This window comes from Paracoccus aeridis (genome assembly GCF_004923205.2).
Lineage (GTDB): Bacteria > Pseudomonadota > Alphaproteobacteria > Rhodobacterales > Rhodobacteraceae > Paracoccus > Paracoccus aeridis.
The window spans coordinates 37,264-52,976 of sequence record NZ_SELD02000029.1; the positions used below are offsets into that span (position 1 = coordinate 37,264).

Consider the following 15,713-nt stretch of genomic DNA (forward strand, 5'->3'; position numbering starts at 1 on the left):
GGCCCGCCATGACCGATTCCGTCGACCTTGAAGCCGATGCACCGAACAGCGGCGGGCTGCGCGACAGCCTGCGCGAGTTCTGGTTCTACTTCTCCGGCAACCGCGGCGCGGTTCTGGGGCTGGTCGTCTTCGTGCTGCTGGTGCTGCTGGCGCTGCTGGCGCCGGTGATCGCGCCGCACAGCCCGACCATGCAGTACCGCGACGCGATCCTGCTGCCCCCCGCCTGGGCCGAGGGCGGCCGTTCGGGCTTCTGGCTCGGGACCGACGCGGTCGGGCGCGACATGCTCTCGCGGCTTCTCTACGGCGCGCGCTTCTCGCTGTTCATCGGGGTGGTGGTCGTCAGCATCGCGCTGGTCTTCGGCGTCGTGACCGGGCTCCTGGCCGGGTTCTTCGGCGGCTGGGTCGACGCCGTGGCGATGCGGCTGATGGACATCATCCTCGCCTTCCCCTCGCTTCTGCTGGCGCTGGTACTGGTGGCGGTGCTGGGACCGGGCCTGACCAACGCGATGATCGCCATTGCCCTGGTCCTGCAGCCGCACTTCGCGCGTCTGACGCGGGCCGCCGTCCTGGCCGAGAAGAACCGCGAATACGTCGTGGCGGCGCGGGTCGCGGGCGCCGGTTCCATGTGGCTGATGTTCCGCACGATCCTGCCCAACTGCCTCGCGCCGCTCATCGTGCAGGGCACCATGAGCTTCTCGAACGCCATCCTCGACGCCGCGGCGCTCGGCTTTCTCGGCATGGGCGCGCAGCCGCCGACGCCCGAATGGGGCACCATGCTGGCAGAGGCGCGCGAGTTCATCCTGCGCGCCTGGTGGGTCGTGACGCTGCCCGGCCTCGCGATCCTGCTGACGGTGCTGGCGATCAACCTGATGGGCGACGGGCTGCGCGACGCCCTCGATCCCAAGCTGAAGCGGAGCTGAGCATGGCGTCCACCTCCTCCCCCGCCGAGGGCCCGCTTCTCGACATCCGCAACCTGCGCGTGGCCTTCGACACCGCGGCCGGTCCGTTCCTCGCCGTGGACGGCATCGACGTGCAGGTGTCGCCGCGCGAGGTTCTGGCCATCGTCGGCGAAAGCGGCTCGGGCAAGTCGGTGTCGATGCTGGCCGTGATGGGCCTGCTGCCGGGTTCGGCCACGGTCACCGCCGACGCGATGACCTTCGACGGGCGCGACCTGATGGCCATGACCCCGGCCCAGAAACGCACCATCATCGGCCGCGACATCGCCATGATCTTCCAGGAGCCGATGGCCTCGCTGAACCCCAGCTTCACGGTCGGCTTCCAGATCGAGGAGGTGCTGCGCCAGCATCTCGGCCTCAAGGGCCGGGCGGCGCGGGCGCGGGCGGTGGAACTGCTGACCCAGGTCGGCATCCCGGAACCGGAAAGCCGCCTCGCCAGCTACCCCCACCAGATGTCGGGCGGCCAGTGCCAGCGGGTGATGATCGCCATGGCCATCGCGTGCGAGCCGCGCCTGCTGATCGCGGACGAGCCGACCACCGCGCTGGACGTGACGATCCAGAAGCAGATCCTCGACCTGCTGATGCAGTTGCAGGCCGACCGCGGCATGGGGCTGATCCTCATCACCCACGACATGGGCGTCGTCGCCGAGACCGCCGACCGCGTCGTGGTCCAGTACCGCGGCCGCAAGATGGAGGAGGCCGACGTGCTGACCCTGTTCGAACGCCCGTCCACGGCCTACACCCGCGCGCTGCTGGCGGCCCTGCCGGAAAACGCCACCGGCGACCGCCTGCCCACGGTGGACGAACTCATGGCGGCCGACAACCGGACGGAGGGCGCGCGATGACCGACTACGTCGTCGAAGGCCGCGGCATCACCCGCGACTACGTGACAAGCGGCGGCCTGTTCGGCGCGGCGAAGACCGTGCGGGCGCTGAAGGGCATCGACTTCGCCGTCGAGCGCGGCAAGACGCTGGCCGTCGTCGGCGAAAGCGGCTGCGGCAAGTCCACGCTCGCGCGGATCATCACCCTTATCGATCCCGCGACCAGCGGCCAGCTGCTGATCGAGGGCAAGCCCGTCGATATCGCCAAGGGCGGCCTCACCCGCGAGATGCGCTCAGCCGTGCAGATCGTGTTCCAGAACCCGTATGGCAGCCTGAACCCGCGCCAGAAGGTCGGCGAGGTCCTGACCGAGCCGCTGCGCCTGCGCGGCGGCGTCCCGTCGGCCGACCGTCGCCGCCGCGCGATGGCGATGCTGGAACGGGTGGGGCTGAAGCCCGAGCACTACAACCGCTTCCCGCACATGTTCTCGGGCGGGCAGCGCCAGCGCATCGCGATCGCCCGCGCGCTGATGCTGAACCCGGCACTGCTGGTCCTCGACGAACCCGTGAGCGCCCTCGACCTGTCGGTGCAGGCGCAGGTGCTGAACCTGCTGAAGGACCTGCAGGACGAATTCGGGCTGACCTATGTCTTCATCAGCCACGATCTCAGCGTCGTGCGCTACCTGGCCGACCGGGTGATGGTGCTGTGGAACGGCACCGTGGTCGAGGAGGGCACGCGCGACGCGCTGTTCTCGGCGCCGCAGCACGACTATACGCGCAAGCTGTTCGCGGCGACGCCCGAGGCGGACCTGGACGCGATCCGCGCGCGGGTCGAGCGGCGCCGGCTGGAGCGGACGGCGGGCTGACCGACGGGCCGGCCGGCACGCTGCGCTTCAACGCCCCGCTTGCGACGCAGGAACTCCGATACGCAAGAGAATCGCGGCGACGGGATGGCCTGACCTTGGATCTTCCTCCGGATCCACTGCAGCCGGGCCAGTCCGGACACCGCCTGCCCGATAAAGCTTGCCCGAAGTCTGCGGCATGACGTGCCCGAGGTGCCGGAATGACCGGAACGCTCGGGCACGAACTCACGCCTGCTGCCCCGACGACAGGGAAGATCAGCGCAACCGGATGCGGGGATGCCGGGTCGCGGGATCACGGCGAACCGCTGGCCGGGCGAGCCCTTGCGCCTTCCTCAGAACGCCCGCGTCACCGACACCGAAAGGTTGCGGCCCGGCGCCGGGCCGGTGGTCCATGTCGCAGGCACGTAGGTCTTGTCGAACGCGTTGTCGATGCCGAACCGCATCTCGACACCCGCGAGCGAACCCTGCTGCGGGGACCAGATCGCGAAAAGGTCGTGGACCGCATAGCCCCCGCGATGCGTCCCGTCGGCCTTGTCGCGGCCGGCGGCGAAGGTGCTGAAGCCGCCGACCTTCCAGGCCGGGCCCGCCTGCCACGAGGCGCCGATGCCGATGCGGTCGTTGGGCAGCGAATCCACGACCTCGCCGTCGCCGTCTTCCCCGTCCACCAAGGACAGGCCGGCGTTCAGCGACAGCGCGCCGTTGGCGTAGCTCGCCTCGATCTCGCCGCCGTGCAGGGTCACCTCGGCCACGTTGACATAGGCCGGCACCGGGAAGGGCGCGTTGGTGCGGGTGATGCGGTCGGTGATGTCGTTGCGGAACAGCGTGACCTTGACCGCCGCCTCGTCGCCCGCGCCGAACAGGTCCTGTCCGCGCCACGAAAGGCCGATCTCGGCGTTCACGCCGCGCTCGGGCTTGAGGCCGGGTGACGGCGCGCCGCCCATGAAGCTGTCGTAAAGCTCGTCGGCGGTCGGCAGCCGCCCGACCCGCGCGAGCGAGCCGAACGCCGACCAGCTGTCATTCAGGCGATAGATCGCGGCGACCTGCGGCTCGACGGCGCTCTCGCTGACCTTTTCGTCCGTCGCGGTGACGCTGCCGGCCGGCGTCGTCTGCTGATGCTCGATGCGCAGCCCCGTGCTGACCGTCAGCCGTCCCGTGGTCAGTTCCGACAGCGCATAGACGGCCTGCCGGTCGGTCGTCGCCTCGGGATGCGAGGACGAGGGCACGCTCGAGCTGCGGTCCTGGGTCGAGATCTCGGCCCCGAACGTCAGGAAATGCTCGACCCCGCTTGTGGACAGGTCGGCCACGTTGACCGCCTTGAGCTTCCACAGCTCATACGCGCGCTCGCCCAGCAGGGTGGGCATGATCGGCTCGTCTGGATCGTTGCCCTGCCGGATCCGCTTCAGCGTGTCGCTGTAGGACAGCGTCACCGCGAGATCGACGAAGGGGTTGTCCGCGGGATCGTATTCCCAGATCGCGCGCGCCGTGTGGTCCTCGGTCAGGATGTCGCCGACCCCCCAGCCCGAAAAGCCGGGAAACAGGCCGGTCTGCGGTCCTTCCTGCTGGTTGAAGTCCTGATCCTCGCCGTCCGCGCGAAGGCCGACATAGCTGAAGCGCAGCCGATGTTCGTCGTTCAGGTCGTGGTTCAGCTTCAGCAGCAGGTTCGGCGCCAGCGAGTTCGACCGGATCAGCCGCTTCCCGTCCGGGTCCGTGCTGTCGCCCAGGTCGCGCAGCGCGAAGGCAGCGAGCGCCGTCGTCCGCTCGCCCGCGCGCCAGGCGGTGGCGATGCTGCCGAAGCGCGTGTCGGGGTTCGTGGCGTAGCCCAGCCTGACGCGGCCGGCGACGTTGCGGTCGCCGGTCAGCAGGTCCTCGGGCTCGATCGTGTCCATCGCGATGACGCCGCCGAGGGCGCCCGAGCCGTAGAGGGTGGACGACCCCGGCCCCCGCAGCACCTCGACCCGCTTGAGGAAGTCGGGTTCCACGAACAGCGAGCCCTGCCGGTAGCTCTCGTAGTATTTCTGCTCGCCGTCCAGCAGCTGCACGATCGACGATTCCGACGCGGCGATCCCCTCGCCCACGCCGCGGATGTTGAACGACTGCCCGAAGAAGCTGGACGAGCCGACGCCGGACACGCCCGGCACGACGTCCAGCACGTCGCCGATGGTGGCGGGTCCGATCGCCGCCAGTTCCTCGTCGTCGATCACCGTCACCGCCTGCGGCACGCCCGAGGCGACGCGCGGCTGACCCGCGCGCAGGACGATGGTGTCCAGTGTCATTCTGTCGGCTTCCTGCGCCGGGGCAGTCAGCGGGGTCAGGAAGGCGGCACCGGCAAGCAGCACGGCGCGGCGGGCAGTCACGGTCATCTTTTGGCTCCCATTGCCACGAAGGATTACAGGGACTCTTCGTGGCTGCGGGGGGCGGCTGCGGGTTCCGTCTTGCGCTGGGTAGAGAATCCGATAGTTTCAGTCAAGAACCTGCCGCGCCGGTTCGATGCGGCGCGCAAGTGGAGCCCCGGAAGGACGACATGACCGATCAAAGCCCGATCCAGACCGCTGCCGACCCATCTGCCCTGCGTGCCGCGCTGGCGGATTCGACCGTCCGCCCGCATGACCTCGCCGCCAATCTCGGCGTCCCCGAAGGCGCGCTGGTCGCCGCCCGCGTGGGCCACGGCGCGCTGCGGATCGACGCCACGCCCGACCGGCTGATCCCGCTGGTCGAGCCCCTGGGCGAGGTCATGGCGCTGACCCGCAACCCGTCCTGCGTGATCGAGAAGGTCGGCGTCTATCGCGCCTACCACCCCGGCAACCACGCCGCGATGACGCTGGACAAGGACATCGACCTGCGCATCTTCCCGTCGCGGTGGGTCCATGCCTTCGCGGTCGAGCTGCCGGGCGAAGCCGGCCCGCGCCGTTCGGTGCAGGTGTTCGATGCGGCAGGCGACGCGGTCCACAAGATCCACCTGCGCGCCGGGTCCGACCTTGCCGCGTGGGAGACGCTGAAGGGTGCGCTGGCCGTCGAGGATCAGTCGGACAGTGCGACCTTCACCCCCCGCGCCGCCGTCGAACCGGCGAAATCCGCGCCGGACAAGGTCGACATCCTGCGGCGCGAATGGACCCGGATGACCGACACGCACCAGTTCAACGCGCTGGTCCGCAAGATGAAGATGAACCGCCTCGGCGCCTACCGCGTCGCGGGCGCGCCCTTCACCCGCCCGCTTAGCCCCGATGCGCTGGCGCTGCTCCTGGAACAGCTGGCGGGCGACGGCATGGGGTCGATGATCTTCGTCGGCAACATGGGCTGCATCGAGATCCATTCCGGCCCTGTCCACACGCTGAAGCCGATGGGGCCGTGGCTGAACGTCCTGGACGAGCGGTTCAACCTGCACCTGCGCGCCGACCACGTGGCCGAGGTGTGGGCGGTGGACAAGCCCACCCAGCGCGGCCCCGCGATCTCGGTCGAGGCGTTCGACGCGGCAGGCTCGCTGATCCTGCAGGTCTTCGGCCTGCGCGCCGACCGGGGCGGCGATCCCGACGCATGGGCGGCGCGTGTCGCAGCCCTGCCGGGGCTTGCGGCGTGATCCGCGCCGTTCTCGGCCTCGCCCTTGCGCTGGCGCCGCTTGGGGCGGCGGCGCAGGACCGGGTGGTTTCGCTCGGCGGCTCGGTCACGGAAATCGTGGCGGCGCTTGGCGAGGGCGACCGGCTGGTCGGCCGCGACACCACCTCGACGGTGCCGGAGACCGTGCGCGCGCTGCCCGACCTCGGCTATGTCCGCGCGCTGTCGGCGGCAGGCGTGCTGTCGGTCCGCCCCGACCTGATCCTCGCCGAGGAAGGCGCGGGTCCGCCGGCCACTGTCGAACTGCTGCGATCCGGCGGCGTGCCCGTCGTCACCGTGCCCGATGCCTTCGATGCAAAAGGCGTGGCCGAGCGCATCCGTGTCGTGGGCGAGGCGCTCGGGGCCGGGGACCGGGCCGAGGCGCTCGCCGCGCGAGTGACCGCCGATCTGGCGCAAGTGGAAGCCGAGGCCGCAACCCGCCCGCACCCCCGCGTGCTGTTCGTGATGGCGGCGGATGGGGGACGCATCCTTGCCAGCGGCACCGGAACCGCGGCCGATGCGATGATACGGCTTGCGGGGGGCGTCAACGCCGTCGCCGGGTTCGAGGGCTACAAGCCGCTGACCAGCGAGGCGCTGGCAGGCGCCGCGCCCGAGGTGATCGTGACGATGAACCGCGGCGCCGCGGACCCGGAAAGCGAGCCCGACGACGACCGGGCGATCAGCAGTTTGCTGTCGAACCCGGCCCTGGCGGCGACCCCTGCGGGACGCGCGCGGCGGGTGGTGCGGATGGACGGGCTTTATCTTCTGGGCTTCGGTCCGCGCACCGCCGACGCCGTGCGCGACCTGTCCCGCGCCCTGGCGGAGTGACGGACGTGATCGCCGCAGATCCTGCCGCCCTTGGGATCCGGACCGACGGTGATCGCAGCGGGCTTGCCCGGCGCATGACGCTGGTGCTGGTCGCGGCGGTGCTGGCGGTGTCGCTTCTGTCGCTCGGCGCCGGGGCCTCGGGCGTGTCGCTGGTCGATACGCTTTCGGCGCTGGCGCGCGGCGAGGCGCTGAGCCCTTCCGACAGCCTCGTCCTGTTCCAGATCCGCCTGCCGCGCCTCGTGACGGGACTGCTGGTCGGCGCGGCGCTGGCCGTGTCGGGCGCGGTGATGCAGGGGCTGTTCCGCAACCCGCTGGCCGATCCGGGGCTGGTCGGCGTGTCCGCCGGCGCGGGCCTGGGGGCGATCACGGCCATCGTGCTCGGCGGCGCGCTGCCCCCCGCGCTCGCGGCTGCGGCCGGCGTAAATCTCGTTCCGCTCGCGGCCTTCTTCGGCGGGCTTGCGGCGACGCTGGTCCTTCATGCCATCGCGTCACGACGAGGCCGGACCTCGGTCGCGACGATGCTGCTGGGCGGGATCGCCCTGGCGGCGCTGACCGGGGCAGCCTCGGGCCTGCTGATCTATCTCGCGGACGACAGCCAGCTGCGGACGCTGACCTTCTGGAGCATGGGCAGCCTCGCCGGGGCCAGCTGGCCGCAGCTCATCGCCGCAGGCCCGCTGATGATGGCGGCGCTGATCGCCGCGCCGTTCCTCGCGCGCGGGCTGAACGGCCTCGCTTTGGGAGAGGCCGCGGCCTTCCACATGGGCATGCCCGTCGAGCGCACCAAGCGCGTGGCCGTGCTGACCGTCGCCGCCTCGGTCGGCGCGGCGGTGGCGATATCCGGGGGGATCGGCTTCATCGGCCTGGTCGTGCCGCATCTCCTGCGGCTTGCGACCGGGCCGGATCACCGCCGCCTGCTGCCGAACGCGGCGCTTCTGGGGGCGGTGCTTCTGGTGCTGGCCGACCTCGTCAGCCGCACCATCGTCGCGCCCTCGGAACTGCCGATCGGCATCATCACGGCAATCGCGGGCGGACCGGTCTTCATCGCCATCCTGCTGCGCCAGCGCGGAGTGATGGACCTGTGACGCTGACCGTGCGCGATCTCTCCGTCAGGCTCGGCCGCCGCGACGTGCTGACCGGCATCGACCTGACCGCGCGGGAAGGCGAGGTCACCGCGATCATCGGCCCGAACGGCTCGGGCAAGACGACGCTGATGCGCGCGATCACGGGCGAGCTTCCCTCGACGGGCGGGCTGGCCCTGAACGGCCGCGACATCCGTTCGATGCCTGCGCCGCTGATGGCGACGATGCGGGCCGTGCTGGCGCAATCGACGCCGCTGTCCTTTCCCTTCACCGTGGCAGAGGTCGTGCGGCTCGGCGCCGAAGCGGGCGGCGCCACGAACGCCGCGGCAATCATCGAACGGTCCCTTGCCCGCGTGGATCTTGCGGGCTACGGCGGCCGCCTGTTCCAGCAGCTGTCGGGCGGCGAGCAGCAGCGCGTCCACCTGGCGCGGGTGCTGGCGCAGGCGGGATCGGCGGTCGGGCCCGACGGCCCGCGCTGGCTGCTGCTGGACGAGCCGGTGAGCAGCCTCGACATCGGCCACCAGCTGATGGTGATGCGGCTGGCCCGCGCCTTTGCCGCCGAGGGCGGCGGCGTGGTGGCGGTGCTGCACGACCTCAACCTGACGGCGGCCCATGCCGATCGCGTGCTGCTGCTGCAGGACGGCCGGGTCACGGCGCAGGGAACCCCGGCCGAGGTGCTGACGCCCGCGCGCCTTACCGTCGTCTATGGCTGCAATCTGCAGGTACATCCGCTGCCGCCACGGGGCATGATAGTGCTGGCGAGGGAGGAAGCGGAGGCGTGACGCCTGGCTGCGCGGCGCCGCGCCCGCCGGATGGCCTGCTTTGCCCGAACCGGATCGCTGCCAGCACTCGTCGTGCCGGGCGCCCTGCCCTTCACCCCGCAGCCTCGCTGCGCCGCGCGCTTGAGGCCGCCGGGAGCGCCACCACCGCCAGCGCGAGGGGGACGAAGGACAGCCACAGCACGGCGTCCCACCCATAGGCAGCCAGCAGGCCGCCCGAGAGGAACGAGCCGACCGCCATCGTCCCGAACACGACGAAGTCGTTGAGCGACTGCACCCGCGCCTTCTCCTCGGGCCGGTGGCATTCGAGCACCATCGCCGAGGCGCCGACGAAGCCGAAGTTCCAGCCGAGCCCCAACAGGATCAGCGTCAGCCAGAAATGCGCCACGTCGATGCCCATCAGCCCGACGGCCGCGGACAGCCCCGTCAGCGCAAGCCCGGCAACGACGACGGAGGTCGCCCCGAACCGGGTGATCAGCCGACCCGTGACGAAGCTGGGCGCATACATGGCGATCACGTGCCACTGGAGCCCGAGGTTGGACGATTCCTGCGACAGCCCGCACATCTGCATGGCCAGCGGCGCCGCGGTCATCAGGAAGTTCATCAGCAGGTAGGAAACGACCCCGCAGATGACGGCGATGACGAAGCGCGGCTGCCGCGCAATGACGATGAGGGGGCGGCCGCCCGCCACGTCCTGCGCCGTGGGCCTCGGCAGGCGAACGCCCGCCAGGATGACCGCCGACAGGGCCGCCACCGCCGCCTGGGCCACGAAGGTCGCCGCGAACATGTAGGCCGGCCACAGGTTCATGGTGTAGGTCACGAGCTGCGGACCGATCACGCCTGCGAAGACCCCGCCCGCCATCACGAAGGACAGGGCGCGGGGACGCCGCTCGGGCGGGACGCAGTCGGCCGCCGCGAAGCGGAAGGACAGGACCACCGCCGCATAGGCGCCGCCGAAGAAGGTCGCCGCGCAGAACAGCCAGAACGAGCCCACCACGACCGCCAGCGCCGCCAGCAGCCCGACTAGGACGCCGCAGCCCGTCCCGGTCAGGAAGGCGGCGCGGCGGCCATGACGCTGGGCGATCGCCCCGGCCGGCAGGGTGCAGGCCGCCATGCCCACCACGAACACCGAGATGGGCAGCGTGGCCAGCGCGGGACTGGGCGCCAGCATGTTCCCGACGATGGCGCCGGTGGCATAGACGACGACCGCGTTCGCCCCGGCCAGCGCCTGCGCGATGGTCAGCCGGGCGATGTTGCCTCGCGCGTGATCGTGATGCGCGGGAGGGCAGGCCTCGACCGGAGTGCTTGCAGGTTGCGACATGGGTTCCCCGGTGGAGTTGCAGATGCAGTGCGCGGCGCGGCGTCACCAGACCTTGTCACCTTGCAGGCAAACCGTCCGGAGCGGAACCGGCGATATCGCAGCCCGCGCCGTCGCCCTGCTCACCAGACACCCGGCGCGTCCTGCATCCCGGATCGTCCTGTCACCGCTCATGCGCCGCAACGGGCTTCTCGCTCGCGCGGCCGGGCGGGAGAAGTTGGCTCTGAGGTTCGATCTCGGTGGTTCGTCGCGGTCACTGCAGGGGACAGATTTGCCTCATGGCAGGGTCAAGCGGTCGCGGTGCATGGATGCCGATGAGCGAGGAGAGACCACGATCTCCTCGGGCTCGCTTCTTGCCCGCAACCATCGCTCGCCCTCTACCCGGGCTTCCGGAGAGGACCGCCCGTCAGGATCCAGACCGTCCCTTCGACGTCCCGTCGCCGTCGGCGGACGTCGGCTGGACGTTGTTCGCAGCCAGCCAGGCGGGCGGCTCGGCATAGATGTCGCGGATCAGCTTCCTGACCAGATCCAGGTAGCGCGAGTTGTCGCCGGCCCGGTGATTGAGGATGACGGGAGAAGTCGCGCGGGGGCTGTCGATCGCCCGGTAGCGGACGTCCGATCGCATCTGCCGGGCCGAGGACGGGATGATGCAGATGCCGGATTCGGCCGCAACGAGGCCGAGCGCGGTCTGGATCTCGCGCACCTCAAGCACATCGGCCGGGTGGACGTCTTCGTCCCGGAGCAGGCTCAACACCTGGTCGGCATAGCTGGGACGCGGCTCCTTGGGATAGACGATCAGACGTTGCCCCGAGATCGCCCCCAGGGCCAGCGGCGTCGTCTCGCGGGAAAGCGGGGTGTCCTGCGGCACCGCGACGACCAGGCGCTCTTCGCGCAGAACCGTGCTGACGACATTCGGGTCGGCATGCTTCAGGCGGCCGAAGCCGATGTCGATGCGGCCTTCCTTCAATGCCGGGATCTGCTGGATAGACAGCATCTCCAGCAGCTGGATGTCCAGTTCCGGCGCGCTCTGGCGCAGCTTCCTGACCAGCGCGGGCAGCCCTCCGTAAAGCGTCGATGCCACGAAGCCGATCGACAGCACCCGGTTCCGGTTCATGCCGACCCGACGCGTCGCGTCCTTCATCTGGTCGACACGGCCGAGCACCTGGAGCGCCTGCTCGTAGAACAGCCGGCCCGCATCGGTCAGCCTGATGGGACGGCTCTTGCGGACGATCAGGGCCACGCCGAGCTCATCCTCCAGCAGCTGGATCTGCCGGCTGAGGGGCGGCTGCGCGATGTGCAGATTCGCCGCCGCACGGGTGAAGTTCCGTTCGCGCGCGACGGCCACGAAATAGCGCAACTGGCGCAGATCCATGCCTGATCCCCCGATTCGAACAGGTTGTTCTTCAGTCTGATTCAGGTTGTTTGCAGCAAAAGAAGCGGCTGAAATGTCAGCGCGGATTTAAGAACTATACCCTAAAGGTATCATAATCAAGCCAAATGGTCTTGGACGCACGACGGCCTGCTGATGCAACGTTGCGTCATGAACCAGTCATACGCCCCCCTCGCCCTGTCGGGCGCTTCGTGCGCTGATGCTGTGGCTGTCCTTCTTCGGCTGAGGATCGGCGCCATCGTCGGCCCGACGCTGGGGGGCGTGCTGCTGGCGCGGGAACTGCCGCTGGGACAGAACTTCCTGATCTTCGCGATCCCCGCGGCGGTCTCGGCGATGGCGATGCTGGTCTTCGCCCTCAGCGCCGAACGCCCGCGCGACAGGCTGCGGCCGCCGCCGCCTGATCCCCGAACCAGACGGCGCGCGGCAAGGTCCGCGCGCCGCACCATCTCAAAGAGCGCCACATGCCCTACCTCGACCTGCCGACCCACCGCCTGCACTACCGCATCGACGGCGACGCAAGCGCGGCGGACAAGCCTTGGCTGACCTTCTGCAACTCCCTCGGCACCGACCTTCACATGTGGGACGCGCAGGTGGCGGGCCTGTCGGGCAGCTTCCGCATCCTGCGCTACGACCGCCGCGGACACGGCAAGTCCAACTCCCCGCCCCCGCCCTACGCCTTGGCCGACCTCGGCGCCGACGTGATCGCGCTATGGGACGCGCTGGGGATCGACCGCACGCATTTCTGCGGCCTTTCCATCGGCGGCCTGACCGGGCAGTGGCTCGCCGTCCATGCCGCCGCGCGGCTGGACCGCATCGCCGTCTGCGCCACGGCGGCCCGGATCGGAACGCCGGAAAGCTGGAACGCCCGGATCGAGGACGTCCGCGCCAACGGACTTGAAACGCTCGTTTCCGCCACCGCGGAACGCTGGTTCACCCCTGACTTCCGCGCCGCGCATCCCGATGCCGTCAAGGCGATCCTGGACAGCTTCGCCGCCACCTCGATCGACGGCTATGCCGGCTGCTGCGCGGCGCTCGCCGGCGCCGACCTGCGGGGCGAGATCGCCGCGATCGAGGCACCCTTGCTGGCGGTCTCGGGCGAGGACGACCCGGTCTGTCCGCCCGCCGACCTCGCTGCGATCGCCGATGCCGTGCCGCAGGGCCAGCATGCGTCCCTGCCCGGCCGGCACCTCCTCAACCTCGAATCCGCGGACCGGTTCAACGCCACCCTGACGGCGTTCCTGGCCCCCCGGACCCCTCGGAGCTGAGGCGACCTGCCACCCTTTCGTCCGCTGCCGGACAGAACCACGAGAAGCACCCCATGACCCCCTGCATCATCTGCGTCGCCATCACCGGATCCCTGCCGACCAAGGAGAACAACCCGGCGGTTCCGATAACCGTCTCCGAGCAGATCGAGTCCACGCACGAGGCGTTCGAGGCCGGCGCCGCTATCGCCCACTGCCACGTGCGCGACGACGAGGGCAAACCCAGCTCTGACCCCGAGCGCTTCGCCGCGCTGAAGGAAGGGCTGGAAAAGCACTGCCCCGGCATCATCGTGCAGCTGTCGACCGGCGGCCGCTCCGGCGCGGGCCAGGCGCGCGGCGGCATGCTGCCCTTGCGCCCCGACATGGCGTCGCTGTCGGTGGGATCGAACAACTTCCCCAACCGCGTCTACGAGAACCCGCCGGAGCTGGTGGACTGGCTCGCCTCGGAGATGCTGAAGTACGGCGTGAAGCCCGAGATCGAGGCGTTCGACCTCAGCCACATCCTGCAGGCCAGGAAGATGGCCGACGACGGCCGGCTTGCCGGCACGCCCTATGTGCAGTTCGTCATGGGCGTGAAGAACGCGATGCCCGCCGACCGCGACGTCTTCGACTACTACGTCCATACCGTGAAGCGGCTGTTCGGCGAGGATGCGCCGTGGTGCGCGGCCGGCATCGGGCCCAGCCAGATCGTGCTGAACGAATGGGCGATCTCGTCGGGCGGGCACGCGCGCACGGGACTGGAGGACAACGTGCGCCTGGACCGCGATCGCCTCGCGCCCTCGAACGCGGCGCTGGTCGCCCGCACGGCCGAGATCTGCGCCCGGTACGACCGCCCCGTGGCCACCTGGCAGCAGGCGCGCGCGCTGTTAGGGCTGGCGGCACGCTGAAGGGAGGGGTTGGGGGGCGGCACTGACGTTTTCCTAAGGCCGGAAACATGGCCAGCTATCGGTTGTGGCGATGCGAAAGGCCGGCTGCTTCGCACTGCCCTGCCAATGAGGTTTGGAGCGGCTGTAGGTGCAGTTTCCGGTTTTGTCACAAGGCGGAAGGGTGACGCCGGCGAGAGGCTTTCCGCTTCGGCTTGCTGTTGAGGGCCTCGATGAAGCTGGCCGCGGTCGTCTTGCCGAGCGCAAGAGATTCAGTGTGACCTGCATCGCAGAGGCCCGCCGATCCGGACCGGGGTGCATGCGTTGGTCCAGTGCCTCAAAGCGGAGGTCTCGCGCCCTGGTAAAACTTCCGAAAAGGCCTTTCAGTCGCAACGACCCGGCGCACCATCCGGGCGACGGGCACGAAGCACAGTGTCGTCGCGAATCGCTTCCATCCAGTCCTGCATACATTTGCTCCGAAAAGCGGCATTCGTTTCATTACGCTGGCGCGCAATGCGGGGCGTTCCCGGCTGCCAACCATCCAGGTCAAGGGAAAGTGCGCGGCCAAGCCGGCTGATTTCGTCCGCGGGATTTGCCTGCAGCCGTTCATAGACAACGACGTGTCGCGGCAGGTCGAGCGTGCGGCAGATCAGGTCGATAAAGCCGTTGGACCTGACGGCATCCATCAGGATATGTTCGATGCGATCACCCGCGTAGTCGGGGTTGACGCCGCTTCCCTGCTGCGCACTCGTCCACTGATTGGTCTGGTGGGCGATCCAGTGAGACACCGCCTGCCCCACCAGGTCCTCGCGCACCGAATGGATTACCTGAACGCTCGGGAACATGGAGAAAATGTTCGCCCGCTTCAGCATGACGATCTGTTCCCAAGAGGCCTTGATCCCCCAGCGGCCCGGCTCGTTCAAGGGGCCGGCAAGCCGCGCGACGTAGTCAGGAAAGCTGTCCGCAGGGTATTGTTCAAGACTGCGCTGGACCGTGTCCCAGTTCAGGCCTTCTCCGAATCCCCGGAATTCACGGGTCTGACGCAGATAGTCTGCCAGCAGGTTCGACCCGGATCTGTTCGTGAAGGCGAGAAGGTAAAGCGGTTTCGTGAACAGGGGTTCGGTGCCCTCCCGGACGAAAGCCCCCGGGAAGAGCGTGCGGATGATGCGCTCGTGGGGGCCTTGCTGGGCAAGAGCCTCGCTGATGGGTTTCATGCGTCTGCTGTCCTCACGTTCTGGCGTGCAGTTGGCGGTAGCATGCGTAGATAGACTGCGGAACGGGTGGAACGATGTGGCCGTTCGGGGCCGCGCGCACCGCTTCGCCCTGGGCACCGAGGTCAAAGGCCATGACCGGGAGTCCCGTTGCGAGCATCTCGCGTGTCGTGAAGGAGAAGGTTTCGGGCCAGATCGAGGGCATCAGCCACGCCGTCACGCCGTGTGTCGAAAGCATGCCTGGCAGGCTCGCAGGATCGTAGCGGCCTGTCACCTTGGCCGAGACGGGAAGCGGAAAGCTGTGGTCGAACTCTCCCACGATGACAAGTCGCGGGCCATTCGGCAGCCGGTCCAGCAGATACGCGAGGTCCGACACGATCTGCGCCCCCTTCACCGCGCCGATGGCCCCCAGGACACCGATGACGCCCGGGCCCTTTTGGCACGGCCGCAGCAACGGAGGAACTTCGATCATCGCCCGATGGGGTTGACAGGCGATCCTGTCGCGGGCCTCCGGCCAGACCTCTTCCACGATCCGGGCGCTGCTTTCTGAAAAGACGGTCAGTCGGTCCGCCCTGTGAATGGCGGTGCCCCAGTGCTCTCTCCAGCCTGCAAGAGGCATTGAAACGGCATCGCTTCCGATTCGGTGGGCAGGGTCCGTGGAGTCGGGCGGGGGGACCCCCGTATAGCTGCCATCCGCATTCACGAGGTTGAGTTGGCCTGCCCCCCTGAGGTGGTCCGTTTGTAATCTTAGTGCATGA

Annotated in this window: 14 protein-coding genes; 9 read left to right on the forward strand and 5 right to left on the reverse strand. The window is 69.3% G+C overall.

Going from position 1 to position 15,713, the window contains the following annotated elements:
• Nucleotides 1–8: 8 nt before the first annotated feature.
• The 3 genes from ELI80_RS09820 to ELI80_RS09830 are packed head-to-tail and all read left to right on the forward strand — an operon-like array spanning nucleotide 9 to nucleotide 2,640.
• Entirely contained in the window at nucleotides 9–920 is a 912-nt protein-coding gene (locus tag ELI80_RS09820) for an ABC transporter permease subunit (RefSeq protein WP_136651354.1), read from the forward strand.
• A gap of 2 nt (nucleotides 921–922) precedes the next feature.
• On the forward strand, nucleotides 923–1,801 hold the full coding sequence (locus tag ELI80_RS09825) for an ATP-binding cassette domain-containing protein (protein WP_136651355.1): 879 nt from the start codon (nucleotides 923–925) through the stop codon (nucleotides 1,799–1,801).
• Complete coding sequence (locus tag ELI80_RS09830; protein ID WP_136651356.1) at nucleotides 1,798–2,640, forward strand: ATP-binding cassette domain-containing protein; 843 nt, start codon at nucleotides 1,798–1,800, stop codon at nucleotides 2,638–2,640. Before ELI80_RS09825 ends, ELI80_RS09830 begins: the two co-directional genes overlap by 4 nt.
• Nucleotides 2,641–2,969: 329 nt before the next feature.
• Here the strand turns inward: ELI80_RS09830 and ELI80_RS09835 are convergent, their stop codons facing one another.
• A complete protein-coding gene (locus ELI80_RS09835) occupies nucleotides 2,970–4,997 on the reverse strand; it encodes a TonB-dependent receptor domain-containing protein (protein ID WP_136651357.1) in 2,028 nt (675 codons plus the stop codon).
• Nucleotides 4,998–5,158: 161 nt separating this feature from the next.
• On the opposite strand from ELI80_RS09835, the gene ELI80_RS09840 reads away from it, so the two are divergent.
• From ELI80_RS09840 to ELI80_RS09855, 4 genes are read left to right on the forward strand one after another with little or no spacing between them, the layout of a single operon-like run.
• A complete protein-coding gene (locus ELI80_RS09840; RefSeq protein ID WP_136651358.1) occupies nucleotides 5,159–6,211 on the forward strand; it encodes a hemin-degrading factor in 1,053 nt (350 codons plus the stop codon).
• The gene (locus ELI80_RS09845) at nucleotides 6,169–7,053 is read left to right on the forward strand and encodes a heme/hemin ABC transporter substrate-binding protein (protein WP_136651359.1); all 885 of its coding nucleotides are present in this window, start codon (nucleotides 6,169–6,171) and stop codon (nucleotides 7,051–7,053) included. Before ELI80_RS09840 ends, ELI80_RS09845 begins: the two co-directional genes overlap by 43 nt.
• Before the next feature lie 5 nt (nucleotides 7,054–7,058).
• Nucleotides 7,059–8,135 carry a FecCD family ABC transporter permease gene (locus tag ELI80_RS09850; protein WP_438943064.1) on the forward strand — a complete coding sequence of 359 codons (1,077 nt, stop codon included), beginning with the start codon at nucleotides 7,059–7,061 and terminating at the stop codon, nucleotides 8,133–8,135.
• Nucleotides 8,132–8,914, forward strand: a complete 783-nt coding sequence (locus ELI80_RS09855) for a heme ABC transporter ATP-binding protein (protein ID WP_136651360.1) — start codon at nucleotides 8,132–8,134, stop codon at nucleotides 8,912–8,914. The genes ELI80_RS09850 and ELI80_RS09855 overlap by 4 nt, the downstream gene beginning before the upstream one ends.
• Nucleotides 8,915–9,005: 91 nt before the next feature.
• Here the strand turns inward: ELI80_RS09855 and ELI80_RS09860 are convergent, their stop codons facing one another.
• Together ELI80_RS09860 and ELI80_RS09865 are read right to left on the reverse strand one after the other, a co-directional pair.
• Nucleotides 9,006–10,232 carry an MFS transporter gene (locus tag ELI80_RS09860; protein ID WP_136651361.1) on the reverse strand — a complete coding sequence of 409 codons (1,227 nt, stop codon included), beginning with the start codon at nucleotides 10,230–10,232 and terminating at the stop codon, nucleotides 9,006–9,008.
• Between the two features lie 403 nt (nucleotides 10,233–10,635).
• Complete coding sequence (locus tag ELI80_RS09865; protein ID WP_136651362.1) at nucleotides 10,636–11,601, reverse strand: LysR family transcriptional regulator; 966 nt, start codon at nucleotides 11,599–11,601, stop codon at nucleotides 10,636–10,638.
• Nucleotides 11,602–12,080: 479 nt separating this feature from the next.
• Here ELI80_RS09865 and pcaD point away from each other — a divergent pair, with 479 nt between their 5' ends.
• Nucleotides 12,081–12,884, forward strand: a complete 804-nt coding sequence (pcaD, locus tag ELI80_RS09875; protein WP_136651363.1) for a 3-oxoadipate enol-lactonase — start codon at nucleotides 12,081–12,083, stop codon at nucleotides 12,882–12,884.
• 53 nt (nucleotides 12,885–12,937) lie between these two features.
• A complete protein-coding gene (locus ELI80_RS09880; protein ID WP_136651364.1) occupies nucleotides 12,938–13,768 on the forward strand; it encodes a 3-oxoadipate:acetyl-CoA acetyltransferase in 831 nt (276 codons plus the stop codon).
• 359 nt (nucleotides 13,769–14,127) lie between these two features.
• Here ELI80_RS09880 and ELI80_RS09885 read toward each other — a convergent pair whose 3' ends face one another.
• Nucleotides 14,128–14,958, reverse strand: a complete 831-nt coding sequence (locus ELI80_RS09885) for a Stf0 family sulfotransferase (protein ID WP_136651365.1) — start codon at nucleotides 14,956–14,958, stop codon at nucleotides 14,128–14,130.
• 13 nt (nucleotides 14,959–14,971) lie between these two features.
• The coding region (locus ELI80_RS09890; RefSeq protein ID WP_328592247.1) for a glycosyltransferase at nucleotides 14,972–15,713 on the reverse strand (742 nt) is incomplete at its 5' end.

What these genes read in the sequence shown, in the direction of transcription:
- ELI80_RS09845 (WP_136651359.1), top strand. Translation starts at nt 6,169, where the DNA reads ATGGGCGGCGCGTGTCGCAGCCCTGCCGGGGCTTGCGGCGTGATCCGC.
- ELI80_RS09820 (WP_136651354.1), top strand. Translation starts at nt 9, where the DNA reads ATGACCGATTCCGTCGACCTTGAAGCCGATGCACCGAACAGCGGCGGG.
- ELI80_RS09865 (WP_136651362.1), bottom strand. Translation starts at nt 11,601, where the DNA reads ATGGATCTGCGCCAGTTGCGCTATTTCGTGGCCGTCGCGCGCGAACGG.
- ELI80_RS09860 (WP_136651361.1), bottom strand. Translation starts at nt 10,232, where the DNA reads ATGTCGCAACCTGCAAGCACTCCGGTCGAGGCCTGCCCTCCCGCGCAT.
- ELI80_RS09825 (WP_136651355.1), top strand. Translation starts at nt 923, where the DNA reads ATGGCGTCCACCTCCTCCCCCGCCGAGGGCCCGCTTCTCGACATCCGC.
- ELI80_RS09840 (WP_136651358.1), top strand. Translation starts at nt 5,159, where the DNA reads ATGACCGATCAAAGCCCGATCCAGACCGCTGCCGACCCATCTGCCCTG.
- ELI80_RS09885 (WP_136651365.1), bottom strand. Translation starts at nt 14,958, where the DNA reads ATGAAACCCATCAGCGAGGCTCTTGCCCAGCAAGGCCCCCACGAGCGC.
- ELI80_RS09880 (WP_136651364.1), top strand. Translation starts at nt 12,938, where the DNA reads ATGACCCCCTGCATCATCTGCGTCGCCATCACCGGATCCCTGCCGACC.
- ELI80_RS09830 (WP_136651356.1), top strand. Translation starts at nt 1,798, where the DNA reads ATGACCGACTACGTCGTCGAAGGCCGCGGCATCACCCGCGACTACGTG.
- pcaD (WP_136651363.1), top strand. Translation starts at nt 12,081, where the DNA reads ATGCCCTACCTCGACCTGCCGACCCACCGCCTGCACTACCGCATCGAC.
- ELI80_RS09835 (WP_136651357.1), bottom strand. Translation starts at nt 4,997, where the DNA reads ATGACCGTGACTGCCCGCCGCGCCGTGCTGCTTGCCGGTGCCGCCTTC.